Consider the following 25,432-nt stretch of genomic DNA (forward strand, 5'->3'; position numbering starts at 1 on the left):
AGGGCACCGATCTGTCGCAGCCTGCATCCCCACATGCGAGGAGTTTTCATGCGACGTTATTCAGCCTGCATAGAGTGGCTGTTTGCCGAAGAAGGCGACAGCTTTCCCGATCGCATCCGCCGCGCCCATGCCGGCGGCCTGACGGCCATCGAATTCTGGCGCTGGACCGACAAGGATCTGGACGCGATCGAGGCGGTTCTGAGGGAAACCGGCCTTGCCGTCACCAGCCTCGTCGCCGAGCCGATGATCGCGCTGACCGACGCCGGCAACCGGCAGGCATGGCTGAAAGGCCTTACCGAATCCGTCACGGCCGCAAAGCGTCTCGGCGCGCCGGTGCTGATTGCCCAGGCCGGCAACGATCTTCCGGGCGTGAGCCGCAAGGAGCAGCGCCGGGCGCTCACCGAAACGCTGAAGGCCGGCGCCGATATTCTTGCAGGCGGCGGTGTGCGCCTCGGCGTCGAGCCGCTCAACATCCGCATCGATCATGTCGGCTATTTCCTCGATTCGACCCGCGAAGGTCTCGACATCATCGATGACATCGCCCGCCCCGAGATCGGCATCGTCTACGACATCTACCATTCCGCGGTGATGGACGAACGCACCGAAGAGGTGCTGGACGGCCGTCTCGACCGTGTCTTCCACGTCCATGTCGCCGATCATCCCGGCCGCAACGAACCTGGCTCCGGCGGCATCGACCTAGCCCATCGCCTCGGCTGGATCTTCGCCAACGGCTATGACGGCGCCGTCGGCCTGGAATACCGGCCGACCAGACCCGGCGCCGACGCAGTCATGGCCGCGATCGCCTCGCTCGACGGTTAGGTCGGGTTTGCGCCTTCGGCAAAGGCTTCAAGCTCGGGGTCGAAATCGACCTCGACGACATTGTTAAAGACGGCAGTGGCCAGCATGATGCCGGCAAAGGCGACGAGATCGACCAGCACCTTGGTGTCGTAGCGCTGTTTCAGCTTCGCCCAGAGTTCGGTCGGGACCGCATTGGAATCGGCGACGATCGCCTTGCCGAAAGCGTCGAGCAAAGCTTCCTCCTCGGACAGTTTGAGCGCGTCGGGATTGAAAGCCTTGTTGATCAGCGCCCGGCGAAAGAAGGTGACGGCGATCTTCGATTTCGCCGCCTTCGAAATCGCATGCGAAAAGATCCAGATCGCCCGGTCGCTGATGATGGGGTCGAGCTCGGCCCGCAGCGTGAACCATTCGGCGTAGATGCGATGGGCGGCCGGCGAATGCAGCAGCGTCCGCTTCATATTGGTCATGCGTCCGCGCAGCCTGACTTCCTCGTCATGCGCCGCCCGAACCTCTTGTGAAGCGGTGTCGTAATCGATCTGCGGGAGGTGGCTCATTGGGTCCTCTTTCTGACGCACAAAGATAAATCCGCTTGGCCGCCGTGCCGCGCCCACTTAAGTTCCTCATATCGAAGGTGGAGGCAAGGCATGAGCGACGATCACGAGCATCACCACATCGACTGGCGGGAGCATGGCGTCAAGGTCATTCCCGGCAATTCGCTCGATCCGAACACCGCCCAGACGCCGGGGATGAACCGTGCGACGGCAATCAACAACGCCCGCGCCGGCGCCGAGAAGATCTGGGCCGGCACCGTGACGATCCACGCCAATGCCAAGACCGGCGCTCATCATCACGGCGATCTCGAAAGCATCATTTATGTGGTCAAGGGCAAGGCCCGCATGCGCTGGGGCGAGCACCTGGAATATACCGCCGAGGCCGGTCCCGGCGATTTCATCTATGTCCCGCCCTATGTGCCGCACCAGGAGATCAACGCCAGCCGCGACGAGACGCTGGAATGCGTGCTCGTCCGCTCAGGCCAGGAACCCATCGTCGTCAATCTCGATATCGAGCCGGTGGAAAAGCCTGAAGACGTGCCCTGGATCGACCCGATCCATCGCTGATGTATGCCGACATCCGTCAGGCGTGAACCGCATTCGCCCCACTCATGGCCGAGTTTTCGATGATCCGGCCGGTATCGGCGGCATAAAGATGGATCGCATTGTGGTCGATCGCGATGCCGATCGGATCGCCCGACTTCACGGTCACGGCCTCGGTCAGCGCCACAGCGAAGGGCAGCCCGTCGAAATCGGCGTGAACGACGCGGCTCGCGCCGAGCTCCTCGATGAAGTCGGCCGTTGCCACTAAGGCGCCGGGCGCATCCGGGGCCACCAGACGGGCAGCCTCGGCGCGCATGCCGAGCACGACGCGTTTGCCTTTCAGCGCTGCGGCGCGTTCGCGCGGCAGCGCGATCTTGCGGCTCTGGTCATAGACGAAGACGCCTTCATCGTTGATCGTGCCTTCGAGCAGGTTCATCGCCGGCGTGCCGACGAAGCCGGCGACGAAGCGCGAGACCGGATGATGATAGACTTCCTCAGGCGTGCCGACCTGCTCCACCCTGCCGCCATTCATCACCACCAGCCGGTCGGCCAGTGTCATCGCCTCGGTCTGGTCATGCGTGACGAAGATCGAGGTGGCGCCGAGGCGGCGGTGCAGGCGGCGGATTTCAGCGCGCATGGCGATGCGCAGCTTGGCGTCGAGGTTCGACAGCGGCTCGTCGAAGAGGAACACCTTCGGTTCGCGGATCATCGCTCGCCCCATGGCGACGCGCTGGCGCTGGCCGCCGGAAAGGGCGGCCGGCCGGCGGTCGAGGAAGGGTTCGAGGCTGAGCGCTTTGGCGACCTCGGCGACGCGGCGGCTGCGTTCGGCCTTCGCCACACCGGCCACCTTCAGGGCATAACCGATATTCTCGGCGACGGTCATATGCGGATAGAGCGCATAGTTCTGGAACACCATGGCGCAGCCGCGCTCGCGCGGCTCCAACTGGTTGACGACCCGGCCGTCGATGGCGATTTCACCGCCGCTGATTTCCTCGAGGCCGGCGATCATGCGCAGCAGCGTGGACTTGCCGCAGCCGGACGGGCCGAGGATGACGATGAATTCGCCGGACTGGATCTCCAGGTCGACGCCGTGAACGACGGGAGTCTTGCCGTAGCTCTTCTTCACATCACGGATTGAGATCGGTGCCACAGGACTGCTCCTTCATTTCTCGGTAGAAATAAGGCCGCGCACGAACCAACGCTGCATCAGGATGACGAGCACCAGCGGAGGCGACATGATGATAAGTGTACCTGCCATGGCGACGTTCCAGTCGGGCAGGCCGAATTCGGATGGGATGAGGGTCTTGAGCTGCGTCACCGCGATGCCGAAACTCGGGTCGGTAGTAATCAACAACGGCCAGAGATACTGGTTCCAGGCCCAGACGAACATGATGGTAAACAGTGCGATCATGTTTGGTCGCGACAGCGGCAGCAGAATGTCCCAGAAAAACCGGACCGGACCCGAGCCGTCCATCTTCGAGGCCTCGGCAAGCTCGTCCGGAACGGTCAGATAGAACTGGCGGTAAAGGAAGGTGCCGGTCGCGGTTGCGACGAGCGGCGCCACCAGGCCGGTATAGGAATTCAGCAGACCCCATTCGAGCTTAATCTGGATGCCGGACACCCAGGCGACCAGCGCGGTAATTCCGGTGATATCGAGAATCGTCTGGAAAGGCTGCAGCGCGTTGGCCGCGATCGAATAGGTCGGCACGATGCGGACTTCCAGCGGCAGCATCAGGGTGATGAAGATGATCCAGAAGATCAGATGCCGACCGCGGAAACGGAAGTAGACGATCGAGAAGGCGGCCATGGCGGAAAGGATAACCTTGCCGGCACCAACCGCAGCCGCGAAGATGATGCTGTGAATCAGCTTGTTGCCGAGATCGGCGCGGATCCAGGCGGCCTGAGCATTTTCCCAGAAATGCGAGCTCGGGGTCAGCGGTAGCGGCACTCGGTTGACCGTCTCCAGATCGAGCGTCGATGCGATAATGACGATGACGAAAGGCAGAAGCGCGATCACCATGCCGAGTGCCAGAAGTGTATAGCAGATGAAGTTGAATATCGGCGTGCGTTCGATCATGTCCGCGACCTCACTTGTAGTGCACGCGCCGCTCAATGAAGCGGAACTGGAAGATGGTGAGCAGGACGACGAGCGCCATCAGGATGATCGACTGGGCGGCGGCGCCCGAATAATCGAGCCCCCTGAACCCGTCGAAATAGATCTTGTAGACCATGAGTTCGGTCGCACGTGCCGGCCCGCCCTGCGTCATGACGTCGACGATGCCGAAGGAATCCTGGAAACTTTCGGTGATGTTGATGACGAGCAGGAAGAACAATGTCGGCGTCAGCAGCGGCAGCTGGAGATCCCACATCCGGCGCAGCGGCCCGGACCCGTCCATGGCCGCAGCCTCGATCAGCGAGCGCGGAATGCCCTGAAGCGCCGAAAGGAAGAAGATGAAATTATAGCCGATATATTTCCAGGAAAAGGCGATGATGACGGCGATCATCGCGTCCTTGCCGTCGAGTGCCGGGTTCCAGAGACCGGGCCAGACATGATTGATGACCGACAGGAGGCCGGCCTCCGGCGCCAGGATGAAGCGGAAGGCGAGACCGAGAGCGGGAGCGGCAATCGCATAAGGCCAGATGAAGACCGACCGGTAGATCTTGTGGCCGCGCAGCTCGCGATCCGTCAAAAGCGCCAGGATGAGCGCCATCCCCATGGCGATCGCCGTCGAGCTGAAGCCGAAGATCATGCTGCGGGTGATCGACTCCCAATAGATGGGGTCGCTGAGCAACTGCTTGAAATTGTCGAAACCGACCCAGGCGTTGCCGCCGCCCCATGGCTGCTCGAGCGTGAACGCCCAATAGAGCGCTTGCGCACTCGGCCAATAGAAGAAGACGAAGATCAGTAGCAGCATCGGAAAGGCGAAGAGCAGTCCGATCGTCGTCGAGGAGAAAGTGACGCGCTTTTCCATGAGTGGTCGTTTTCGCCATGATTTCGTTTAAAGCGGGCAGCAGCTTTGCATCCGCGACCGATGAAGAGAACTTGCGAAGACGCACCCGGCGCGCGCAAGGCGGGCCGGGTGCGTCTGATATCAGCCGATCAGGGGAGCTGAACGTTCTTATAGGTCTGCTGGAAGCGGCGCAGCAGCTGGTTGCCGCGTTCGGCAGCGCCGTCGAGCGAAGCCTGGACGTCGGCATTGTTGACGAAGATCGCCTGCAGGCCGTTGGCGATTTCGGTGCGGACCTGCAACAGGCCGCCGAGACGGATGCCGTGCGGCGCCGTGTCGTCGGCAGGCGATGCCGTCAGGCTCTGAATCGCCAGCTCACGGCCGGCATAAGGAGCCTTGTCGTAGAAGCCCTGCTTCTTGAGATATTCGAAGCCGGAGTTACGAACCGGGATATAGCCGGTGACCGTCGACCAGGTCAGGGCTTCTTCCGGCTTTGCGATGAAGTTGAAGAAGGCAGCGGCAGCCTTGTATTCGGCGTCGGTGTGACCCTTCAGAACCCAGAGCGACGCGCCGCCGACATAGGAGCTGTGGCGGGTTGCAGTGCCGTAGGTCGGGAGCATGGCAACGCCCCAGTTCATGCCCTGCTTGGCGGTGCGGCCGATATTGCCGTGGTCGCCGACCGAGGTCAGGATGACCTGGCAATCGCCGGCGGCGAAGGCTTCGACGAAGGTCTGGCCGACGGCCTTGTTCTTGATGAAAGCCAGCTTGTTGTCATACCAGGACTTGAGGTCCTTGATGTAGCTCACGAGCAGCGGGTTCTTGTTGTAGGTCAGTTCGGCGTCGAGGCCTTCAAAGCCGTTCTTCTTCGTCGCGATCGCTTCGCCGTTAACGGCTTCGAACTGCTCGACATATTGCCAGACTTCGTTGTTGGAGATGTCGAAGGCGAGCGGGCAAGCATAGCCTGCATCCTTCAGAGCCTTGAAATCTTCGCCGGCTTCCTGCCAGGTGGCCGGAGCATGGTCCTTGCCGATCTTGGCGAAGGCATCCTTGTTCCAGTAGAGCAATGCGGTCGAGGAGTTGAAGGGGAAGGAGTACATCTCGCCCTTGGACGTCGCGTAATAGTTAGCAATGCCGGAGAAGTAATCTTTCCAGTCGACGGTGTAGCCCATGTCCGTCATCAGCTGGTTGGCCGGGTAGTAGGCGCCGGAAAGCATGATGTCGAGCGTGCCGGCGTCGGAGACCTGAGCGATGGTCGGCTGCTTGCCGGCGCGGAAGGCGGCAATGGTGTTCTGCAGCGACGCGTCGTAGCTGCCCTGGCTGGTGCAGGCGACTTCGTAATCGGCCTGCGACTGGTTGAAGCGATCGCACTGTTCCTGGACACGCTTTGCGATGTCACCGGAATTGCCGAACCAGAAGTCAATCTTGGTCTTATCGGCGGCGGCAGCGGGACCGGCAAGAAACGCTGTAGCGAGAAGGGCGCCAACGGCGCCGAGAAGCTTGGCTTGCATGAGAACCTCGAACGTAAAAAAGGACGCGCACTTTCGGCGCACGCCCTATTAGCTGGTTCAAATTGCCGCGGCCAATGAATATTACATGACATGAAACGATCGAAATCGTTCCGTCACAAAACCTTCATGCGGATGTTATTTGCCACGGCCGAGGCTATATTTAGAGAAGCCTCGCCAGCCTCCCCAGCGCACTGCCGAACATTTATATTTGTATTCGAATATTTATGAATTTCAAGGGTTTTCAATATTTGCCTATATTGCGACGCAGCATCATTATTCGAAGCTACCGCCGCATGAAAACTTGCAAAATCGCCTATCTCGCCGCCATTGCACTGCTGTGCAACGCCTGGTTTTAACCCCAGATTTAAAGGAAATCCTTCAAAATTGCAGCGAACCGGGGATCGAATGCACGGCTGATCGGTCCGGCGGCCGCACCGATCGCCACCGACCAGGGATCGGCCATGCCGGGCTGCAGGCGCGGGAGCATGCGGCCAGGTCGTTCGGCGATCGAGGGCAGCAGCGGGCCGATGGCGGCGATCAACCTTTTCACCAGCGCTTCCGGGGCACTGCCGCACAGGATCACAGTCTGCGGATCGAAGACCGTTTCGATGAGATGGATGCTCCAGCGCAGGTCCACTGCCGCCGCCTCGATCCAGGTCTTAATGTTTGGATCGCCCCTTGAGGCAAGGTCGTTGATGCGTGCAGGGAGATGGGGATCGGCAGGATCGGCCGAGAGATGCTGATAGAGCGAGGCGAGCGAAGCGCGATGTTCGAGCGGCGTCGATTTGCCGTCGGCAAACAGCAGCGCCATGCCGATCTCGCCGGCATTGCCGTTGGCGCCACGGTAGAGCTCGCCGTTCAGAATGAGGCCGGCGCCGATGCCGTAGCCGACGAAGAGGCAGACCGCATGGTCGACACCATGGGCGGCTCCCACCATGCGCTCGGCGGTCGCCGCAGCAGCAGCATCGTTCTGCAGGCCAACGTCGAGCCCGGTGCCGGCGGCCAGCCTTTCCAGCAGCGGGAACTTTTGCCAGGCCTCCATCATCCACGGATCGTCGCCGCTACCGGCGACCCCGAAGGGCCCGGGCATGGCGACACCGAGACCGACCATTCGCTTTTCCGACTGCTGGACGATCCCGGCAAGCTTGGAGCGCACATCGGCGACCAGATCGAGGATGACCTTTGCTCCCGTCGAGGGACCTCCGGGCGGAAGGCCGGCTTCTGCGCGCATCAGAACACTGCCGATGAGATCGACGGCGACCGCTCGCGTCACATGCCGATCGATCTGCAGGCCGATCGCGAAGGCGCCTTCGGGCACGAGCCCGTAGGGCGTCGAGGGCTGCCCCCTGCCCTTGCGCACCGGCTCCTGCGAACGGACGAGACCATCGCGCTCGAGTTCCTCGATGATATTCGACACCGTCTGCTTGGTCAGCCATGTCGCCCGCGCCAGATCGGCGCGTGAAAGTTCACCATTGATCCTCAAGGCATCGATCATCACGCGCCGGTTATGCGCGCTGGTGCCTTCGTGGTTGGTGCCGCTCTTGGCCCGGATCGGCCGGCTGTCATTCATGTGCAATTGCCTCTTGACTCCAGTAGAATGTTGAAGAAGTAATAAGTCAAGACAATTGACTTAATAAGGGACCGGAGAGTTCCAGGGAACGCAGGACGCCGACACGGGCTCCGACGACGCTCCGAGACGACTTCTCGAACACCGATGGCGGAGGGCCGCCCTTGGCAATGCGTAAATGTCAAAAACTGGAGGCTGCAATGCTGAAATCCTTTACCAAGACGCTTCTGGGTGCGGCCTTGATCGGCGCATCTCTTGCGCCGCATGCTTTCGCCGAAACGACGCTGAACGCGCTTTTCATGGCGCAGGCCGCTTACAGCGAGGCCGATGTGCGCGCCATGACCGACGCCTTCGCCAAGGCGAACCCCGATATCAAGGTCAATCTCGAATTCGTTCCCTATGAGGGCCTGCACGACAAGACGGTGCTGGCGCAGGGTTCCGGCGGCGGTTACGACGTCGTGCTCTTCGATGTTATCTGGCCGGCCGAATACGCCACCAACAAGGTGCTGGTCGATGTCTCCTCCCGCATCACCGACCAGATGAAGAAGGGCGTGCTGCCTGGCGCCTGGACCACCGTGCAGTATGACGGCAAATATTACGGCATGCCGTGGATCCTCGATACCAAATACCTGTTCTACAACAAGGAAATCCTCGAAAAGGCCGGCATCAAGGCGCCGCCGAAGACCTGGGACGAGCTGACCGAGCAGGCAAAGGCGATCAAGGACAAGGGCTTGCTCGCCACGCCGATCGCCTGGAGCTGGTCGCAGGCCGAAGCCGCGATCTGCGACTACACCACGCTCGTCAGCGCCTATGGCGGCGATTTCCTCAAGGACGGCAAGCCGGCCTTCCAGAGCGGCGGCGGCCTCGATGCGCTGAAATACATGGTCTCCAGCTATTCCTCCGGCCTGACCAACCCGAACTCCAAGGAATTCCTGGAAGAGGATGTCCGCAAGGTCTTCGAAAACGGTGATGCCGCCTTCGCTTTGAATTGGACCTACATGTATAACATGGCCAACGACCCGAAGGACAGCAAGGTCGCGGGCAAGGTCGGCGTCGTGCCGGCGCCGGGTGTTGCCGGTAAAAGCCAGGCGTCTGCCGTCAACGGCTCGATGGGCCTCGGCATCACTTCCGCCAGCCAGCATCCCGACGAGGCCTGGAAATACATCACCTTCATGACGTCGCAGGCGACGCAGAATGCCTATGCCAAGCTGAGCCTGCCGATCTGGGCATCCTCCTATGAGGACCCGGCGGTCACCAAGGGCCAGGAAGAGCTGATCTCCGCCGCCAAGATCGGCCTTGCGGCCATGTATCCGCGTCCGACGACGCCGAAATATCAGGAGCTCTCGACCGCGCTGCAGCAGGCGATCCAGGAATCCCTGCTCGGCCAGTCCTCTCCGGAGGATGCGCTGAAATCGGCGGCCGACAATAGCGGCCTCTGATCAAACTCAGAAACCCGGGCGCCGCCTGCCGTCGCCCGGCCTCCAAAACTAAAGAATGAAGAAGGGTCGCCTCGATGTCGGGCACTTGGCTGACAACTCGCGCGTGGCTGTTGATGCTGCCGCTTCTCGTGGTCATGATATCCGTCATTGGCTGGCCTTTGATCGATACGGTCGGCCTCTCCTTCACCGATGCCAAGCTCGTCGGCACCGAGGGCAGCTTCGTCGGCATCGACAATTACGCCAAGATGATTTCCGGCTCGAATTTCCAGCGCACGCTGATCACCACCACATGGTTCGCGATCGTCTCGGTTGCCGCCGAAATGGTGATCGGCGTCCTTGCCGCCCTGCTGCTGAACCAGCAATTCCGCGGCCGTACTGCGCTTCGCGCCCTGATGATCCTCCCCTGGGCGCTGCCGACCGTCGTCAACGCCACGCTCTGGCGGCTGATCTACAATCCGGAGTACGGTGCGCTGAACGCCGCGCTGACGCAGCTCGGTCTTCTCGACGCCTATCGCTCCTGGCTTGGCGAACCCGGCACGGCGCTGGCCGCTCTCATCGTCGCCGACTGCTGGAAGAACTTCCCGCTGGTGGCGCTGATCGCACTGGCCGCGCTCCAGGCCGTGCCGCGCGACATCACCGCCGCCTCCCTCGTCGACGGCGCCGGCCCCTTCGCGCGCTTCCGCTTCGTTATCCTGCCCTATCTCGCCGGTCCGCTGATGGTGGCGCTGGTGCTGCGCACGATCGAAGCCTTCAAGGTATTCGACATCATCTGGGTGATGACCCGCGGCGGCCCTGCCAATAGCACCCGCACGCTGTCGATCCTTGTCTATCAGGAGGCCTTCTCCTTCCAGCGGGCGGGCTCGGGCGCCTCGCTGGCCCTGATCGTAACGCTGCTGGTGACCCTGCTGGCCGCCGGTTATGCCGCCCTGGTGCGCAAGACTGCCGGGAGTGCGGCCTGATGGAACGCCAAAATCCACTCTTTTCTGCCTTCATCTATGTCAGCGCGCTGCTGCTTGCCGCCGTCATCCTGGCGCCGATCCTTTGGCTGTTCATCATGAGCATCTCGCCGGCCGCCGATCTTGCGGCAAAGCCGCTGCGCTGGTGGCCGCAGGCGGCGGATTTCTCTCGCTACGCCGTGCTGCTTTCGACGCTCGAAAACAGCGCCGGCGCCGCGTTTACTTCGTCGTTGCGCAACAGCATCGAGGTGGCGGGCATGGCGACGATCGCCGCCATCGCCCTTGCCATTCCGGCCGGCTGGGCCGTGTCGCGCACGCCTTCTGTCGGATGGTCGCTGTCGATGGTGATCGCCACCTATATGCTGCCGCCGGTGGCGCTTGCCGTGCCGCTCTATATGGGTCTCTCTCATCTCGGCATGCTGAACAACGTCTTCGGCCTTGCCTTGGTCTATCTGACAATCCTAGCACCCTTCACCACCTGGCTGATGAAATCGGGCTTCGATTCCATCCCGCGCGAGATCGAATCCGCCGCGATGATCGACGGCGCCGGCCTGTTCCAGACGCTGAGGATTATCACGCTGCCGCTCGCCGCCCCTGTCGTCGCGACATCCAGCCTCTTTGCATTCCTGCTAGGCTGGGACGAATTCTTCTATGCGCTGCTCTTCACCTCCGACCAGCGCGCCAAGACGCTGACCGTCGCCATTGCCGATCTCGCCGGCGGCCGCGTTTCCGATTACGGACTGATCGCCACGGCAGGCGTGCTCGCCGCCCTGCCCCCGGTGCTGATCGGTCTCGTCATGCAACGCGCCCTGATTTCAGGGCTCACCAGCGGCGGCGTCAAGGGATGAATATGACGACAGAACGAACCCGGCCGGCCGGACTTGCCGCAATTGACCGCGAGATGGCGCGTCAGCACGCCGATGCGCTCGCCTCCTATGATGCCACCGCACCGATGGCGGCAAGAGCCGCTACGTCGCTGAAGAAGACCGGCCGGCTGCTCTTGCTCGGCATGGGCGGCTCGCATGCCGTCAACCGCGCCGTCGAGCCGCTCTACCGCACCCTCGGCATCGATGCCGTCGCCCTGCCGCTCTCCGAACAGCTCGGCCAGCCGCTGCCGATCGCCGGCAAGACGGTCTTCGTCACCTCGCAATCGGGCGAAAGTGCCGAAGTCCTGCGCTGGTTCGAAGAGACCGGCGGCCCGCAGGAGACCTTCGGCCTGACGCTCGAAGCCACTTCCTTCCTTGCCAGCACCGCCCCGTCGCTGGTCGGCAGCGGCGGCACCGAACTTGCCTTTGCCGCGACCCGCAGCCTGACGGTGACCCTCGCCCTGCATCTGGCAATCCTTTCCGCCCTCGGCGAAGATCCCACGGCCGCACTTGCCGTCCTCGGGGCACCCAAAGACCATGACATCGCCGCGGCGCTGGCCGCGCTCGAAAACGTCGCGACCGTCGTCACCTCGGGCCGCCGCCTGCAGGGTGTTGCCGAGGCGCTGGCGCTTGGGTTGACCGAATTATCGCGCCGTCCCTGTTTCTCGCTCGAAGGCGGCCAACTGCGCCATGGGCCGATGGAGATGCTGGGGCCTGAGATCGGTCTGGTGCTGTTCCGCGGCCTGGACGAGACGGCCGGCTTGGTGACGGCTATGGCGGTCTCCGCGGTCGACACCGGCGCGCCGGTCATCCTGTTCGACGCATCCGGCCAAGCGCCGGTCGCCGGCGCGGTGACGATCCGCTTTACCCCTGCGACGGGCCTTGCGGCGATCTTCGCCATGCTGCCGGTCGCCCAGCGGCTGATGATCGCCTTTGCCGACGCCCGCGTGGATAATGCCGGAACGCCGGTCCGTTCCACCAAGATTACCCGGAGCGAATGAATGCGGCCGCTTGCAGTCATCGGCAACGTCAATGTCGACCTCATCCTCGGACCGGCGGCCCCCTGGCCGAAAGCCGGGACGGAAATCATCGTCGATCATGACGAGCTCAGGGTCGGCGGATCGGCCGGCAACAGCGCGCTCGCCTGGCAGGCGCTCGGCATCGAATTCGAGATCGCCGCCAATATCGGCAGCGACCAGTTCGGCCGCTGGCTCGCCGAAGCCTTCGGGCATCGTTCGGAGAACTGGCCGGTCCGTCCTGAGAAGACGACGCTCTCCGTCGGCATCACCCATCCGGATGGCGAGCGCACCTTCTTCACGACGACGGGCCACCTGCCGCGCTTCGCGCTTGCCGATGTCTTCGCCGTCATCGACGGCGCAAGACTCCGGGGCGGCTATGCGCTGCTCTGCGGCGCCTTCCTGACCGAAGATCTGACGAGAGAATACGACGCTCTCTTCGATTGGGCCGATAGCCATGACATCACCGTCGCGCTCGACACAGGCTGGCCGCTCGACGGTTGGAAGGAAGAGAACTGCACGGCGACACGCGCCTGGCTCTCCCGCAGCGGCATCGCATTGCTGAACGAGGTCGAGACGACAACGCTTGCCGGCATCGCCGATCCGATCGAGGCTGCCCACGAAATCAGGTCGCACATGCCGGAAGGTGCGATCGTCGTCGTCAAACGCGGCCCGGACGGCGCCGTCGCCATCGGGCCAGACGGCCTGCCGGCTTCGGTGCCTGCACCCGTCGTCAAGGTCGTCGATACGATCGGCGCCGGCGATGTCTTCAACGCCGCCTTCCTCGCCGCGCTCGCAAAGGACGAGCCTTTGATCTCCTGTCTGAAAGCGGGTACCGAGATCGCCTCGCGCGCCATTTCCACCCTGCCCCGTAGCTACGGTAATCCGTCATCCCTTCAGGAGCCCGTGTCATGAGCGCGCTCGACATCCAGAACATCCGTAAGACCTATGGCGAAGTCGAGACGCTGAAAGGCATCGACATTTCGCTGGAAAGCGGCGAATTCCTCGTGCTGCTCGGCTCGTCGGGCTGCGGCAAGTCCACGCTCCTGAACATCATTGCGGGCCTTGCCGAGGCAACGAGCGGCGACGTCAGGATCGGCGGGCGCTCGGTGCTCGGCGTGCATCCGAAGGACCGCGACATCGCCATGGTCTTTCAATCCTATGCGCTGTATCCCAATCTGACGGTGCATCGGAACATCGGCTTCGGCCTGGAAATGCGCAAGGTACCGGCGGAAGAGCGCGACAGGTCGGTGCGCGACGCTGCAAAACTGCTGCAGATCGAGACCCTCCTCGAGCGCAAGCCTAGCCAGCTTTCCGGCGGCCAGCGCCAACGCGTCGCGATCGGCCGCGCGCTGGTGCGCAAGCCGGAGGTCTTCCTCTTCGACGAGCCGCTCTCCAATCTCGACGCCAAGCTGCGCATGGAGATGCGTACCGAGATCAAGCGGCTGCACCAGATGCTGAAGACGACGATCGTCTACGTCACCCATGACCAGATCGAGGCGATGACGCTGGCAAGCCGCATCGCCGTCATGCGCGACGGCCGCATCGAGCAGCTCGGCACACCGGAAGAGATCTACAACCATCCGGCAACGCTCTATGTCGCCACCTTCGTCGGCGCGCCGCCGATGAACCTGCTGAAGGCGACGGTGCGTGACGGCCGTCTGGCGCTTTCAAGCTCCGATGCCATCCTGCCCCTGCCCGCCCGCTTCCGCGGTACCGTCGGCAATGGCCGCGATCTCGTCCTCGGCATCCGTCCCGAGGCGCTTCGCACCGACGGCACCGGCCTGTCTATCGAGGCAACCGCCGAGGTTTCGGAACTGACCGGTCCCGAACTCGTCGTCACCGCGCTTACGGGAAATCAGCGGCTGATGGCTTGCCTGCCGCCGCGCACGCCGATCCGGGACAACGAAAAACTGACCCTCTTCTTCGACGAAGAGGCCATGCATCTCTTCGACCTGGAAACCGGTCTCAGCTGCCTCGGCGAGCAATAGGCCGACCAAGCACCCTGAGCTGACCGTTCAGTTCGCCGCTTCGGCGGGCTTTCGCTTGTAAACATGGATATAATCGACCAGCAGAATGGAAGGGTTCGGCGTTCCATCGATCGGCCATCCCGAGCCGAGCGCCAGATTGACCAGCGGATAGAACGGCATGTGGAACTCCTTCGGGGTGTCGAAGCTCCAAAGGTATTGCCGATCCAGATAGAAGGTCGTCTTGTCGGCCTGGATATCGACGCCGTAGGTATGATACTCGCTGTTTAGAATTCCGTCCTCGACCGTTTTCCAATAGCCGCCGGTCGAGTTCTGGCCGCCTTGGCTCTGACGCCAGATATGAAAACCCATGCTGAATTCGTAAGGCGCGCGGCCGTAATATTCCAGTACGTCGATCTCGGCTGTATATTTCGACCGGTCGAGCCCGATGAGCCAGAAGGCCGGCCAGACACCCTTGCCCGGCGGCAGCTTCATCCGTGCTTCGAAATAGCCGAACTGCTGCGAGAAACCTTCGCCCTTCGGGTTCACCGACGACAGCAAGCCCGAACGCCAGGTGCCGTCGGCCTCCTTGCGCGCTTCGATCTTCAAAATTCCCTGATCGGTTGTAAACGGAAAGCCGGGAGCCGGATCGGTGAAACGGGCATCACCGAAATCGCCGTTCCAGGGCGTATGGGCGATCCAGCGGGAGCTCTTCTCTCCCCAGGCCGAAACGTCGAGGCTGTCGAAACTCTCGTCGAATGTCAGCTGGTATGCATCGATATTGAGCGGTTCCTGGGCCACGCTGGGCTGGCCGGGCAGCGCGCCTAGACCGAGAACGACGAGCAGACCGAGCCACTTGGCAGATATCCCGTAACGCATTGTTACTCCCTTGAAAACGCTTGAACACAATCGGCGGGGGGGCATTTGCCTCGATCATGAGGTGAGAACCTCGTTTCGTCGCGGCATCAGCCTTTGAACGACAATGGTCTCGATGCCGTCGGGCTTTCCGACCATCTGCCACAGCAGCAAGGCGACAGCCCAGAAAATGCCCGCTGCCACCCCGCCGCAAAGCGCGACACAGACGACAAGAGTGACGCCGACAGGCATGGCGACGAGCATTGGCCCCACCCAGAGCAGGAAGGCGATCATCGGCAGGCTCGCGGCCAGCGGCCGGAAAAAGGAATTCAATTGCGCGGCAAAACTCGCGCCGATCAGCCGCCGTGTGATGACGAGCGATGCGCCATAGGCGACGAGGACTGCCACGATCCGCGCGCCGAGTGCCCCCGACACCTGAAAATAGGCGATGCCCAAAATGGTGACCGGGACCCTGACGGCGAACTCGACAAACATCCTGAGAGCGACATAACGGGTATTGTTCATGACCATCGCCAATGGTGGCATCATGTTTGTGGGAAGACCAAGCAGGCTGACAAGGCACAGCCACTGCAGGATTGGCGCGGCCGATGCCCATTTCTCGCCGACGAGGATGCGCACGGTCGGCTCGGCGAGAAGGGCAAGCGCAATGAGAATGGGTGCCGCGACGAAGGTGATCGCATTCGTCGCCTTCAGATAGGCGGCGATCAGGTTGCGGCGGTCTTCCACCGTGGAGAAGGCCGCCATCAGCGGGCGCAGCAACGGTCCGACGAAGGTTTGATACGGAATACCGGCGATATTGTCGGCGACGCTGAAGGCGCCGAATGTCGACAGGCCGGTAAAACGCGGCAGAAGCAGCCGGTCCAGCTGCCAGTTGATCGAACTCAACACCTGCGACACGGTATTCCAGCTGATCATGTCCTGAAAATGCTTCCATTCGGAAAGGCTGAACGTCGGTCGCATCGGCGCAAGAACATAGGAGGTGATCATCGCCGCGGTCGGGCCGGCGACCGCTCCGATCGCCAGCCCCCAATAGCTGCCTGTTGCGACAGCTACCCCCACCCCGAACAGCAATGTCGATCCCTTGGCGATGAGATCGAGCGCGAACTCGCGTTTGAAATCGAACCGCTGCATGAAAAGAACCATGCGCGGGCTGACCACGCTGCGCATCGCAGGCGCAATCGAGAGAACGGCGACAAGGGCGAAAAGCCGAGGATCGTTGTAGACCAGCGCCATTGGCCAGGAGATGATCATCATCAGCAGGCTGATGGCCAGCCCTCTCAGCAGGCTGAGGGTGAAGGCCGTGGCGAACATCTCGTCCGAAGGCGACGATTGACGCATCAGCGCCTGGGTCAACGGCAGGTCCAGGATTGCCTCGACGATAACCAGGACCGACGTCGCGATGGCGACTAGGCCAAAATCCGCAGGACTCAGCAGCCTTGCCAGGACAAGGAGGCTGACGAAATCAAGCATCCGCGCGAGGAATTTTCCACTGATCGTCCAGATGCTCGCCGTCGCCGTCCTCTGAGATACGCTTGACATGATCGGTTTATCTATTTCTCGTCGAGGGGTTGAGAGGGCGGTCGGGGCTGCAAGGCGGGCTGCTCCGTTCTTTTCCCCTCAACCCGCCCGTCTTCTGAAGACGCCGGCAGCTCCGTCTGCGTGGCTGGACAGTTGTTGCTCAATCAGACCGGACAGACGATCGCGGAATACGGCTGAGGAGAATTTCAGCGAATGCGCGCGGATTGCATGCGGATCGTTATCGTCCTCGACCTCTTCGAATGCTGCCATCGTTTCCAAAAGGGCTTCCGTCGTCTGCTCGGCAAAGCGAAAGCCGACCTGCGGGGCGGATACGGTTTCCCGGGCGCCGCCCGCATCGAAGGCCAAAACCGGCCGCCCTGATGCCATCGCTTCAACCGGCAGGATGCCGAAATCCTCCGTGCCCGGAAACAACAAGGCCCTGCATCGCGACAGGTGGTCGCGCAGCACGTTGAAAGGCTGATGGCCGAGAAACTGAACGGTCGGTCCGGCGATCGACTTCAGGTAAGGGAGTTGTTCGCCTTCACCGATCACCACCAGTTTCCGGCCGGCCTCGGTGCAGGCGCGCACGGCGATATCCGGCCGCTTGTAGGTGGTCAGCTGTCCCGCATAGAGGTAGAATTCGCCTTTTCCCTTGCCCACGGCAAAATCATCGGTCGCAACCGGCGGATGGATGACGACGGAGTCCCGGTCGTAGAACCGTCGGATGCGGCTTGCGACATATTCGGAGTTGGCGACGAACACATCGACGCGCGAGGACGTCGTCACGTCCCAGGCGCGCAGCATGGGCGCGGTAATCGACATCAGGGCACGTCCCACCCAGGGCAGGCCATGGCGATAGACATGGAACTGATCCCAGATATAGCGCATCGGCGAATGGCAGTAGCAGACATGGAGAGCGTCGGCGCGTGTGATGATGCCTTTGGCGGGGCCGGATTCGCTCGACAGCACTAGGTCGTAATCCTGCAGATCGAACTGCTCGAGCGCAAAGGGCATCAACGGCAGCATCTTGGTGTAGTGACGCTGCGCGCCGGGGATCTTCTGCAGGAAGGACGTGCGGATGTTGCGCGTCTTCAGAAAATCGCTGATGCGATCCCGGTTGCAGACGAGGGTGAAGATATCCGCTTGCGGAAACATCCGGCACAGCTCTTCCAGAACCTTCTCGCCGCCGCGCATCGAAACGAGCCAGTAATGCACGATGGCGACACGAAGTTGCCCGCTCTCTTTTGAGGTTCCCGCCTCGGTGACGCGTCTTTTCGCCATAACAGGCGCATCGGGGAGAAATGCCCTCGCGTCGGGGAGAGAGGTCGCTGCTTTAAGGGTCAACTGAGTACTCCTTGTATCGCCACACCGTATGCCGGCTCGGAAACCGCGTTCGTCGAAATCAGGCTTTGGTATTCGGCAAGAAGCGCATCGCGCCATTCCTCGTGTGTCGAGGCGAGATCCGGCGACAGCTGCAAGGCCCGCTCGCTCATGGCGCGAACCTCTTGCGCGGACATTTGACTGAATCGCGTCAAAGTCTCGGCAAAGGCGCTTTCATCGGCCGTATCGCAGGCAAGCGCCATGCCGGCTCTTTCCATTTCTTCGGCGAGAAAGGCGCTACGCGACATGATGACCGGCAGACCGCTCCTCGCCGCTTCGATAGCGACGAGACCGAACGGCTCGGGATAACGCGAGGGCATCAACAGCGCACGCGCCTTGCGGATGATCGGGCCGATCTCCGCATGCGACTGCCAGCCGACCGCCCTGACGTGATCTCCCGACGCTGCGACCCGCGACATCAGCGGCCCGTCGCCGATCACGCAGAGCCTGACACCGGCTCGGCGCGTGGCGGCGACGGCGTCCTCAACGCCTTTTTCCTCGTCTAGCCGTCCGATGAACACGAACTCGTCGTTGGCTTCCGCTTCGATGCGATTGATGGAGAGTGGAGCGACGGGATTGCGGATCGTCGTCAGCCGTTCCGGCCGATAGCCGGTGTCGACGAGAAAGCTCGCCATCTTCTCATGCAGCAGGATGATCCGGCCGAATTCGGCCTGCCCCTTCAGGAGCCGGAGGATATTCGAGCCGCGGGCAACCCGCCACAATTTGTGCGAATAACTTCTCTTGTCGCAGGCCGTCGCAATACAGCCTCCGCCAAGCGGGCGTCGCAGGCAGATTTCCTGCGCCTGATAGTCGAAGAAGGCGCCGTTGGGGCAGGCCGTGAAGAAATCATGCGCGTGAACCACGCATCGTCCGGCGACCGGCGCCAGCGCCTTGAAAATCGCGGGAGACAGGATCTGGTGCCAGCCATGCACATGGTAGACGGTGTTGGCGGTATCGTTTTCGGCAATCCAGTTCGCCACCATGCGGACGGCGGCTCCATTGTGAATGCCGGTGACGAATGCCTTCGCACGCTCGGCGCTGAGCAGGTCGCGGCTCTTCAGCCCGACCATCGAGACGCCGAGTGCGGCAAGCTCCGCATTGGCCGCGTCATCCCCGCTAATATAGGTAACGGGGATGTCGAGCCCGCGAAAAAGCTTGGCTGACAGTACCGCCAGGCCTGTCGCGCCGCCTCTGGCCACCGAATAGTCGTCGATGACGACCACGCGATCGATCTTTGCCGTGCGGGGGCCGGGAAAGCAGCCAATGCTTGCAGTGGATCGGAGGCCCTCGGAAAGCGACGGGCGCATTACTTCACCAAAACCGCGCCGTTGGCACAGGCCTCGAGCGCCTTGCGGTTGAGAATGCGGATCTTGCCCTGCCCCCCGTCGATGATCTTGCCTTCCCGCAGGCGCCGAAGGCATTGATTGACCTTCTCGCGCGACGCCGGCAACGTCGCGGCCAGGTCATTTTGGGAGATGATCAGTTCGTCCCCGTTGTTTGCTGCGTCTTTTCCATAAACAGCCGAAAGCCGGAGCAGTGTGCTGGCCAGTCTCGACTGCAGGCTCGACGCCGCATTCGAAATGATCCGGAGTTCAAGCTCCGAAATACGCGCCAGCGCCCTGGAAAAGACCTTTTCGCGGAAGGAGGCATCGCTGGCGTACATGTCGCGCAACAGGCGACCTTCGAAGAAATGCAGCTCGCAGTTGGAGCCGGCTCGGTATTCGAGGCTCAGCGTCTGCCTGCGCAGAACCTCGAGCTCGCCGATCAGGCCTGATTTCGGAATGATCTCGACAATGAATTCCCTGCCGTCGGGCAGCATCGTGCTTGCGCTGACCACCCCGGAATGTACGCGCGCGAACATATCGATCAGGACGCCGGCCCCGGCAATGACCTCGCCGCGCCGGAAACGCCGGACGCTCGATCGGCAGGAAAGAAATTCATCGTCAAGCACGATGCGGCTGCCGAGATGAATGCCGCCGCTCGCCGATATCGTCGGCTTGCCGATGCCGGCCCTGCGGTCTGATGCGTGCGTCACCCCGTCCATGCGCATAACTCCAATACTCGAATAACGATAAGAATGCTGCACTGCATCATTTATATTGCCTTAATATCGAAGTCAAATAACATCGCCGAGAGTTTACCTAAATATTGAGATTACAATTAGTTGAAAACACAAAAATACATCATTTGTCGCGTTAATAGCCTCGATAAGTTCAAATAAAGCCCATTTGACGGAAATTTTCGCTTATTAAAAAGTCTTGCTGATTAAAAATATCACTAATCCGAATGATGATATCATAAATATAGGTGTATCTGCGCGCCTTAACCACGACTGGGTAGTTTATATCCTGATTTAGAATGAAAATAATTTGCCAGACGCCACGATCGGATCTCTCTTCTGCGGTTTCGTAGCATAAAGTATTTATTAAGGATTATGACTTTGGTAACAGACAACAAGAGTGCGGCGCAGCAAACTTTGAACGGTTCTTAATCGGAAAGTTTTGGAGACCCCAATGGCATGGGATGCACATAGTTTCGAGGCATGGTCGCGTGTCGGAAGGCCTGCGAAAGACGGCGGCCTCCATGCGTCCCGACCTCGTGCAGCGGGTAGATCGGTCAAGCGCGCGCTCGACCTTCTGTTGGCGATCACCGCCCTGATCCTGCTTTCCCCGCTTCTGCTGCTCGTCGCAATGATCGTGAAATTCTCCGACCGCGGCCCGGTCTTCTATTCCCATACGCGCATCGGCTTCGGCGGAGCGCCGTTCGGATGCCTCAAGTTTCGCACGATGAAGACCGATGCGAGCGCGCAGCTTGCCGAATTGCTGCAAAACAGCGCGGCTGCGCGCAGCGAATGGGAAGCGACGCGCAAGCTGAAGGATGATCCGAGGATCACCGCCGTCGGCGACATTCTGCGACGGTCGAGCCTCGACGAGCTCCCCCAGTTGTTCAATGTCCTGCGCGGCGAAATGAGCCTGGTCGGCCCGCGGCCGATCACCGCTGAAGAATTGCCGCGCTACGGCGAGCACATCTGGGCCTACATGGCCGTCCGTCCTGGACTGACCGGTCACTGGCAGACCAGCGGGCGCAACGATGTCAGCTATGAACACCGGGTTTCCCTCGACGTGCACTACCTCAATAACTGGTCGCTCGGCCGGGACTTTATCATCATCGCCAAGACCATCCCAGCTCTGTTTTCGCAGCGTGGCTCGTACTGAGCATTAAAGGGGAAAGCTGCCGATCATGTCCGTCGGAAGATACGCTACCCCTTCGTCCTCTCCAGGCTGCCAGTATCTCGTAACTCCGTAATCTCGCCATTTTGGATTTGGACGACATGACCTCAAGCACGATCTTCAGCGGTGTTTCCCCGATATCCCTGCCTGCCGCCGCAGCCGCTGGCGGGAACTCACCGCTGACCCTGCGGGACATGCTGTTTTTTCTCAGAATGCGCTGGCTATGGATCCTGGCCACGACCTTTGCCTTCCTTGTCATCGCCGGCAGCTACCTTCTCACCGCCGCGCCGACTTATGTTGCCAGCACGCAACTTGTGATCTTCCCTCAGGTGAACAGCTCCGAAGCTCAAAGAGCCTTCGCGGAAGACGCATTCATCGAAGGGCAGCTGGAGATTGCCAGATCAAGCGATGTCGTCGACGGAACGGTAAGAGCGCTCGATCTTGATAGCGATCCCGACTTTGTCGATTGGAAACCTTCGCTTCTGGACAAGTCGAAGGACTGGCTTCTGGGAGTTTCTACTCAAGTGGATACGGGGCAGGAAGCGGCTGGCATCAGAGCGAGTGATACGCCATCCAGACCGCGGACGGAGCAGGAACAGCTGCACGACCTGGCAATTGCCACGCTGCAGAACATGATGGCCTTACGCCGGATCGGGAATTCCACGATCATCGAGATATCAGCCGCAGCGTCGACCCCTCAGAAGGCGGTCGCCATCGCCGATACGCTCGCAAGGCAATATATCCAGAAGAACATCGCAATGAAGGCCGATTCCTCCCGGCAATATAGCGACTGGCTGGAAAAATTCGTGAGGGAGCAGCAGCGCGGGCTCGCCGATGCCTCCAGCGCCCTGAACACATTCAACAGCAACCCGCGCGACCAGTTCAAGCTTGCGGAGCTGCAGAGCGCGACCGATGCCCGCCGCACGCTTTATGAAAGCACGCTGACCCAGCTTACCGAGGCCAAGCAGCGCATAACCTACCCCGTATCCGACGCCACGATCGTCTCGCGCGCCACGCTGCCTCTTTCGAAGGCGAGGCCGCGCAGCACGCTCATCCTCGCCTTTGCCGGGGCGGTCGGCCTCGGCGTCGGCCTGGCACTCGCCATGGTAAGGCACGCCGGCGACCGCCGGATCGTCCGTCCTCAGCAGATCGCGGATGTCGGCGGAGTGTCCATCGTTACCTTGCTGGCAAGATCGAAGCAGAACCGCAGTGGGCATCCAGCCGGCGTCCTCGCCGCCGACGCGGGCAGCATCGATACGGCCGCCTATCCCGTTATTCCCGGCATGGCGGAATTGAGCGCAACCGTCGTCGGCCTTCGGCGCAAACGCCGCGTCGTCATCGGAATCGTCGCCGTCGATCCCGGCAGCGGGACATCGACCATTGCATGCGAACTGGCAGTGCTATCGTCGATGTCAGGGGCGCGCACACTGCTCATCGATGCGGCAGCGCAGAATTCCTCGCTCAGCAAATCGATCGCGCCTGATAGTTCCACAGGTCTCGTCAATGTGCTCGACAATGGCGAACTCATCCGGACGGCGGCGTTGCCCCTCACCCCGACCCTGAAATTCCTTCCGCTCGGCAAGGTGGAAGCCGTGACGCCGGCCGTTCGGCTAAGCTCCCGACGTACGCAGTTGAGCTTCGCCGACCTGAAAAAGGAATTCGACGCCGTATTCGTCGATATTTCCGCCTTCTCGACTTCCCCCGATGCCAATGCGATCGCGCCGGAGCTGGATGGCGTCCTCGTCGTCACCTCGCATGGGCGCACCTCGATCGACGATACCCTGCGCGTCATCGAGACCATGCGCAATGTCGGCGCTGAGATCCTCGGCGCGGTCATCAACCATGCACCGAAAAGAATAGAGTCATGATCTCACCTTCGGCAGGAACAGCAAAACAGGGCCGTCCATTGCGAATTGCCTTGGGGATCGCCTCGGCGGGTCGCCCTTCGATATTGCGGGAGACGATCGATTATCTCACCGGCTTGCCGGATCAGGCGGAACGGCTCATCGTCTGCGTGCCCATCATCGAGGACGCGGCCGGGCTTGCCGACCGCCGCGATTTGGACGTCATCGTCGGCAGCCGCGGCCTGACCGCCCAGCGCAACAGGATCATCCAGGCCGCTGCGGCTGATACAGACGTTCTGATCTTCCTCGATGACGACTTCATTCCCGCCGCGACTTTCCTGTCGCGCATGGCGGCCGTCTTTGCGGCAAAGCCGGAGGTGGCAATCGCCACCGGCGAGGTGCTGGCCGACGGCGTCCTCGACGGGGGCCTCAGCATGGCGAAGGCCTTGGAGGTTCTCCATACCGCAGGCGAAGGCGCCGAGCATGTGGCGGATGTCTACAACGCCTATGGATGCAACATGGCGGTTCGCCTTGCGCCCGTTGTCGAGCACGCCCTGACCTTCGACGAGCAGTTGCCGCTTTACGGCTGGCTCGAAGATGTCGATTTCAGCAGATCCATCGCCCGCCACGGCCGGTCCGTCTATGTCGAAGGCGCCCGCGGCGTGCATCTCGGCGTCAGATCCGGACGCCAGCCCGGCCGAAGGCTTGGCTATTCGCAAGTCGCCAATCCTGTCTACCTGATCCGCAAGGGCACGATGTCGAAAGGCCGTGCAATCGCGCAGATCGGCCGCAACATCTTGGCCAATATGTCAGGCATCCTATTGAAGGATCGGCTGATCGACCGGTGGGGACGTTTGAACGGCAATTTACTAGCGCTATCCGACCTTCTTGTCGGTCGCGCCTCTCCGTCCCGCATTCTCGAATTCGGCACTCCGTCGCCGCGCGAAATGCGTTCACCGTCGATCGCAACGAAGCGGAGATAGACCAATGCAGCCGAGATCCTTGTTCGATCGCCTCGTTTCCACGGCACTCACCCTGCTGGCATTCGCCTGCCTGACCGGCTGGAGCGTCGCCCACGCGCAGACATTCACTCTCGTGCCGGAAGACAAGGTCAGACTGCGTGTCGTCGAATGGCGGTCGTCGGATTCCCGCTATGCCAGCTGGGAGGCCCTCGATGGCGTCTATACCATCGACGATGCCGGCAATCTGTCGATCCCGATCGCTGGCCACCTGCAGGCGAATGGAAAGACGACCGAGCAGCTTGCCGATGCCATTGCCAGCGCGCTGGCCGAAAAATCCGCACTTCCGGGCAAGCCGTATATCGCCCTGGAGATTGCCGAGCATGCACCGATTTTCGTGACCGGAACCGTGCAGACCCCCGGCCGCTATCCGTTTGAACCCAACATGACGGTGATGAAGGCCGTCAGCATCGCCGGCGGCTTCCTCAGAGAACGCGAGGACAACACCTATTTCGAGCGCGACCGAATCCAGGCTGCCGGCGCCTACCGGACGGCCGTTATCAACCGGCGCGATCTCCTGATGCGACAGGCGCGGTTGCGCGCCGAGATCGCCGGCCAACAGAGTTTCGAGATCCCCGACGAACTGGTGGGAACGCCCGACGTCGACAAGTTGAAGGCACAGGAATTGAACCTGATGCGGTTGCGGCGCGTCGATATCGACAGCCGGATCGAAGCGGCGAATGACCTGACCCGCCTCTATGGCCAACAGGTCGAATCGCTCACGGCCAAGATCAGTTCGCAAAAACGGCAGATCGACCTTGCCCAGAAGGAACTGGACAATGTCAACAGCCTGGTGAGCAAAGGCCTCGTCAGTAATTCCCGCCAGGTCTCTGTCGACCGCTGGGTGGCGGATGCGCAAGGCACCTTGATCGATCTCGAAGTCGCCCTGACCACGGCTCGCCAAGGCCTCAGCGAAGCCGACCGTTCCAAGATCAACATCGTCAACAGGCAGAACAGCGAAAACCAGGACCTACTGAACCAGGTCAATCTCGCGATCGGCAGGGCGGCGATCGATATCCAGGTAGCCCAGCTCCTCGGCGAACAGGCCGGCTACGACGCTCAGCTCGCCCAGATCAACACGGACGCGCCGGGGCTCGGCCGGGCAAAAAAGAACTACAGGATCGTGCGTCGCAACGATGACGGAACCTCCCGCAACATCGTGGCGGACGAGCAAACCGCATTGCTACCGCATGACCTCGTCGAGGTCGGTCTGGACACGGCCCCTCAAGCGCCATCCTCATCGCCGCAGACAGCACCGCAGAAGCAGAGCTCGACGGTCCCGTCATCCGATGTGGCCCGAGACAATCGCTCCGCTCCCGGCTGGATATCCCGGACCGGATCGAATTAGGAGGCGATTGTGATCATCGACGACAGCCGGCGGGCTTTCGCCTCGCACATCCTGCCGA

The 25,432-nt window shown here is 61.5% G+C and carries 23 protein-coding genes; 12 read left to right on the plus strand and 11 right to left on the minus strand.

Features of this window, described 5'->3' with window-relative positions; translation table 11 throughout:
- The first annotated feature begins 48 nt into the window (after positions 1–48).
- Positions 49–819 carry a TIM barrel protein gene (locus OS035_RS22710; protein WP_097629156.1) on the plus strand — a complete coding sequence of 257 codons (771 nt, stop codon included), beginning with the start codon at positions 49–51 and terminating at the stop codon, positions 817–819.
- Here OS035_RS22710 and OS035_RS22715 read toward each other — a convergent pair.
- The gene (locus tag OS035_RS22715; protein WP_097629157.1) at positions 816–1,352 is read right to left on the minus strand and encodes a hypothetical protein; all 537 of its coding nucleotides are present in this window, start codon (positions 1,350–1,352) and stop codon (positions 816–818) included. The two genes, OS035_RS22710 and OS035_RS22715, sit on opposite strands and share 4 nt — an antisense overlap.
- A 90-nt stretch (positions 1,353–1,442) precedes the next feature.
- Between OS035_RS22715 and OS035_RS22720 the strand changes: the two genes are divergently transcribed.
- Positions 1,443–1,916: a cupin domain-containing protein gene (locus OS035_RS22720; RefSeq protein WP_097629158.1), complete on the plus strand. Its 474-nt coding sequence runs from the start codon at positions 1,443–1,445 to the stop codon at positions 1,914–1,916.
- A 16-nt stretch (positions 1,917–1,932) separates the two neighbouring features.
- On the opposite strand, the gene OS035_RS22725 is transcribed toward OS035_RS22720, so the two are convergent.
- The 5 genes from OS035_RS22725 to OS035_RS22745 all read right to left on the minus strand — a co-directional run bounded on the left by OS035_RS22725 (position 1,933) and on the right by OS035_RS22745 (position 7,918).
- Positions 1,933–3,042, minus strand: a complete 1,110-nt coding sequence (locus OS035_RS22725; protein WP_097629159.1) for a sn-glycerol-3-phosphate import ATP-binding protein UgpC — start codon at positions 3,040–3,042, stop codon at positions 1,933–1,935.
- A gap of 12 nt (positions 3,043–3,054) precedes the next feature.
- Positions 3,055–3,969 (minus strand): ABC transporter permease subunit, encoded by a 915-nt coding sequence (locus OS035_RS22730; RefSeq protein ID WP_097629160.1) that lies wholly within the window; start codon positions 3,967–3,969, stop codon positions 3,055–3,057.
- A 10-nt stretch (positions 3,970–3,979) separates the two neighbouring features.
- A complete protein-coding gene (locus OS035_RS22735; protein WP_012485023.1) occupies positions 3,980–4,864 on the minus strand; it encodes a carbohydrate ABC transporter permease in 885 nt (294 codons plus the stop codon).
- 128 nt (positions 4,865–4,992) lie between these two features.
- Entirely contained in the window at positions 4,993–6,348 is a 1,356-nt protein-coding gene (locus tag OS035_RS22740) for an extracellular solute-binding protein (protein WP_097629161.1), read from the minus strand.
- A gap of 364 nt (positions 6,349–6,712) precedes the next feature.
- Positions 6,713–7,918: an ROK family transcriptional regulator gene (locus tag OS035_RS22745; RefSeq protein ID WP_331814091.1), complete on the minus strand. Its 1,206-nt coding sequence runs from the start codon at positions 7,916–7,918 to the stop codon at positions 6,713–6,715.
- 197 nt (positions 7,919–8,115) lie between these two features.
- On the opposite strand from OS035_RS22745, the gene OS035_RS22750 reads away from it, so the two are divergent.
- The 6 genes from OS035_RS22750 (at position 8,116) to OS035_RS22775 (ending at position 14,183) form a co-directional block, all read left to right on the plus strand.
- Complete coding sequence (locus OS035_RS22750; RefSeq protein WP_097629163.1) at positions 8,116–9,354, plus strand: extracellular solute-binding protein; 1,239 nt, start codon at positions 8,116–8,118, stop codon at positions 9,352–9,354.
- A 74-nt stretch (positions 9,355–9,428) separates the two neighbouring features.
- Positions 9,429–10,313 carry a carbohydrate ABC transporter permease gene (locus OS035_RS22755; RefSeq protein WP_097629164.1) on the plus strand — a complete coding sequence of 295 codons (885 nt, stop codon included), beginning with the start codon at positions 9,429–9,431 and terminating at the stop codon, positions 10,311–10,313.
- Positions 10,313–11,158, plus strand: a complete 846-nt coding sequence (locus OS035_RS22760) for a carbohydrate ABC transporter permease (protein WP_097629165.1) — start codon at positions 10,313–10,315, stop codon at positions 11,156–11,158. Before OS035_RS22755 ends, OS035_RS22760 begins: the two co-directional genes overlap by 1 nt.
- Complete coding sequence (locus tag OS035_RS22765; RefSeq protein ID WP_183777497.1) at positions 11,155–12,177, plus strand: SIS domain-containing protein; 1,023 nt, start codon at positions 11,155–11,157, stop codon at positions 12,175–12,177. Before OS035_RS22760 ends, OS035_RS22765 begins: the two co-directional genes overlap by 4 nt.
- The gene (locus OS035_RS22770) at positions 12,178–13,107 is read left to right on the plus strand and encodes a PfkB family carbohydrate kinase (RefSeq protein ID WP_183777496.1); all 930 of its coding nucleotides are present in this window, start codon (positions 12,178–12,180) and stop codon (positions 13,105–13,107) included.
- Positions 13,104–14,183 (plus strand): ABC transporter ATP-binding protein, encoded by a 1,080-nt coding sequence (locus tag OS035_RS22775; protein ID WP_183777495.1) that lies wholly within the window; start codon positions 13,104–13,106, stop codon positions 14,181–14,183. Before OS035_RS22770 ends, OS035_RS22775 begins: the two co-directional genes overlap by 4 nt.
- A 27-nt stretch (positions 14,184–14,210) precedes the next feature.
- On the opposite strand, the gene OS035_RS22780 is transcribed toward OS035_RS22775, so the two are convergent.
- From OS035_RS22780 to OS035_RS22800, 5 genes are all read right to left on the minus strand, one after another.
- Positions 14,211–15,038, minus strand: coding sequence for a glycoside hydrolase family 16 protein (locus OS035_RS22780; RefSeq protein WP_331814092.1), 828 nt, complete (start codon positions 15,036–15,038; stop codon positions 14,211–14,213).
- Positions 15,039–15,092: 54 nt separating this feature from the next.
- A complete protein-coding gene (locus OS035_RS22785) occupies positions 15,093–16,574 on the minus strand; it encodes a lipopolysaccharide biosynthesis protein (protein ID WP_097629170.1) in 1,482 nt (493 codons plus the stop codon).
- A gap of 78 nt (positions 16,575–16,652) precedes the next feature.
- Entirely contained in the window at positions 16,653–17,897 is a 1,245-nt protein-coding gene (locus OS035_RS22790; RefSeq protein WP_183777493.1) for a glycosyltransferase family 4 protein, read from the minus strand.
- Positions 17,894–19,240, minus strand: a complete 1,347-nt coding sequence (locus tag OS035_RS22795) for a glycosyltransferase family 4 protein (RefSeq protein WP_331814093.1) — start codon at positions 19,238–19,240, stop codon at positions 17,894–17,896. The genes OS035_RS22790 and OS035_RS22795 overlap by 4 nt, the downstream gene beginning before the upstream one ends.
- Positions 19,240–19,977, minus strand: coding sequence for a Crp/Fnr family transcriptional regulator (locus OS035_RS22800; protein WP_097629173.1), 738 nt, complete (start codon positions 19,975–19,977; stop codon positions 19,240–19,242). Before OS035_RS22800 ends, OS035_RS22795 begins: the two co-directional genes overlap by 1 nt.
- Before the next feature lie 469 nt (positions 19,978–20,446).
- Here OS035_RS22800 and OS035_RS22805 point away from each other — a divergent pair, with 469 nt between their 5' ends.
- The 4 genes from OS035_RS22805 to OS035_RS22820 all read left to right on the plus strand — a co-directional run bounded on the left by OS035_RS22805 (position 20,447) and on the right by OS035_RS22820 (position 25,374).
- Positions 20,447–21,148 carry a sugar transferase gene (locus OS035_RS22805; protein ID WP_183777491.1) on the plus strand — a complete coding sequence of 234 codons (702 nt, stop codon included), beginning with the start codon at positions 20,447–20,449 and terminating at the stop codon, positions 21,146–21,148.
- Positions 21,149–21,264: 116 nt separating this feature from the next.
- Positions 21,265–23,031 carry a GumC family protein gene (locus OS035_RS22810; protein ID WP_183777490.1) on the plus strand — a complete coding sequence of 589 codons (1,767 nt, stop codon included), beginning with the start codon at positions 21,265–21,267 and terminating at the stop codon, positions 23,029–23,031.
- A complete protein-coding gene (locus tag OS035_RS22815; RefSeq protein WP_183777489.1) occupies positions 23,028–23,990 on the plus strand; it encodes a glycosyltransferase family 2 protein in 963 nt (320 codons plus the stop codon). Before OS035_RS22810 ends, OS035_RS22815 begins: the two co-directional genes overlap by 4 nt.
- A gap of 4 nt (positions 23,991–23,994) precedes the next feature.
- Positions 23,995–25,374, plus strand: coding sequence for a polysaccharide biosynthesis/export family protein (locus tag OS035_RS22820; protein WP_183777488.1), 1,380 nt, complete (start codon positions 23,995–23,997; stop codon positions 25,372–25,374).
- The last annotated feature ends 58 nt before the right edge of the window (positions 25,375–25,432 follow it).

Source organism: Rhizobium sp. 268 (assembly GCF_036571585.1).
Classification (GTDB): domain Bacteria; phylum Pseudomonadota; class Alphaproteobacteria; order Rhizobiales; family Rhizobiaceae; genus Rhizobium; species Rhizobium redzepovicii.

What these genes read in the sequence shown, in the direction of transcription:
- OS035_RS22710 (WP_097629156.1), top strand. Translation starts at nt 49, where the DNA reads ATGCGACGTTATTCAGCCTGCATAGAGTGGCTGTTTGCCGAAGAAGGC.
- OS035_RS22715 (WP_097629157.1), bottom strand. Translation starts at nt 1,352, where the DNA reads ATGAGCCACCTCCCGCAGATCGATTACGACACCGCTTCACAAGAGGTT.
- OS035_RS22720 (WP_097629158.1), top strand. Translation starts at nt 1,443, where the DNA reads ATGAGCGACGATCACGAGCATCACCACATCGACTGGCGGGAGCATGGC.
- OS035_RS22730 (WP_097629160.1), bottom strand. Translation starts at nt 3,969, where the DNA reads ATGATCGAACGCACGCCGATATTCAACTTCATCTGCTATACACTTCTG.
- OS035_RS22735 (WP_012485023.1), bottom strand. Translation starts at nt 4,864, where the DNA reads ATGGAAAAGCGCGTCACTTTCTCCTCGACGACGATCGGACTGCTCTTC.
- OS035_RS22740 (WP_097629161.1), bottom strand. Translation starts at nt 6,348, where the DNA reads ATGCAAGCCAAGCTTCTCGGCGCCGTTGGCGCCCTTCTCGCTACAGCG.
- OS035_RS22745 (WP_331814091.1), bottom strand. Translation starts at nt 7,918, where the DNA reads ATGAATGACAGCCGGCCGATCCGGGCCAAGAGCGGCACCAACCACGAA.
- OS035_RS22750 (WP_097629163.1), top strand. Translation starts at nt 8,116, where the DNA reads ATGCTGAAATCCTTTACCAAGACGCTTCTGGGTGCGGCCTTGATCGGC.
- OS035_RS22755 (WP_097629164.1), top strand. Translation starts at nt 9,429, where the DNA reads ATGTCGGGCACTTGGCTGACAACTCGCGCGTGGCTGTTGATGCTGCCG.
- OS035_RS22760 (WP_097629165.1), top strand. Translation starts at nt 10,313, where the DNA reads ATGGAACGCCAAAATCCACTCTTTTCTGCCTTCATCTATGTCAGCGCG.
- OS035_RS22765 (WP_183777497.1), top strand. Translation starts at nt 11,155, where the DNA reads ATGAATATGACGACAGAACGAACCCGGCCGGCCGGACTTGCCGCAATT.
- OS035_RS22770 (WP_183777496.1), top strand. Translation starts at nt 12,178, where the DNA reads ATGCGGCCGCTTGCAGTCATCGGCAACGTCAATGTCGACCTCATCCTC.
- OS035_RS22775 (WP_183777495.1), top strand. Translation starts at nt 13,104, where the DNA reads ATGAGCGCGCTCGACATCCAGAACATCCGTAAGACCTATGGCGAAGTC.
- OS035_RS22780 (WP_331814092.1), bottom strand. Translation starts at nt 15,038, where the DNA reads ATGCGTTACGGGATATCTGCCAAGTGGCTCGGTCTGCTCGTCGTTCTC.
- OS035_RS22785 (WP_097629170.1), bottom strand. Translation starts at nt 16,574, where the DNA reads ATGTCAAGCGTATCTCAGAGGACGGCGACGGCGAGCATCTGGACGATC.
- OS035_RS22795 (WP_331814093.1), bottom strand. Translation starts at nt 19,240, where the DNA reads ATGCGCCCGTCGCTTTCCGAGGGCCTCCGATCCACTGCAAGCATTGGC.
- OS035_RS22800 (WP_097629173.1), bottom strand. Translation starts at nt 19,977, where the DNA reads ATGGACGGGGTGACGCACGCATCAGACCGCAGGGCCGGCATCGGCAAG.
- OS035_RS22805 (WP_183777491.1), top strand. Translation starts at nt 20,447, where the DNA reads ATGGCATGGGATGCACATAGTTTCGAGGCATGGTCGCGTGTCGGAAGG.
- OS035_RS22810 (WP_183777490.1), top strand. Translation starts at nt 21,265, where the DNA reads ATGACCTCAAGCACGATCTTCAGCGGTGTTTCCCCGATATCCCTGCCT.
- OS035_RS22815 (WP_183777489.1), top strand. Translation starts at nt 23,028, where the DNA reads ATGATCTCACCTTCGGCAGGAACAGCAAAACAGGGCCGTCCATTGCGA.
- OS035_RS22820 (WP_183777488.1), top strand. Translation starts at nt 23,995, where the DNA reads ATGCAGCCGAGATCCTTGTTCGATCGCCTCGTTTCCACGGCACTCACC.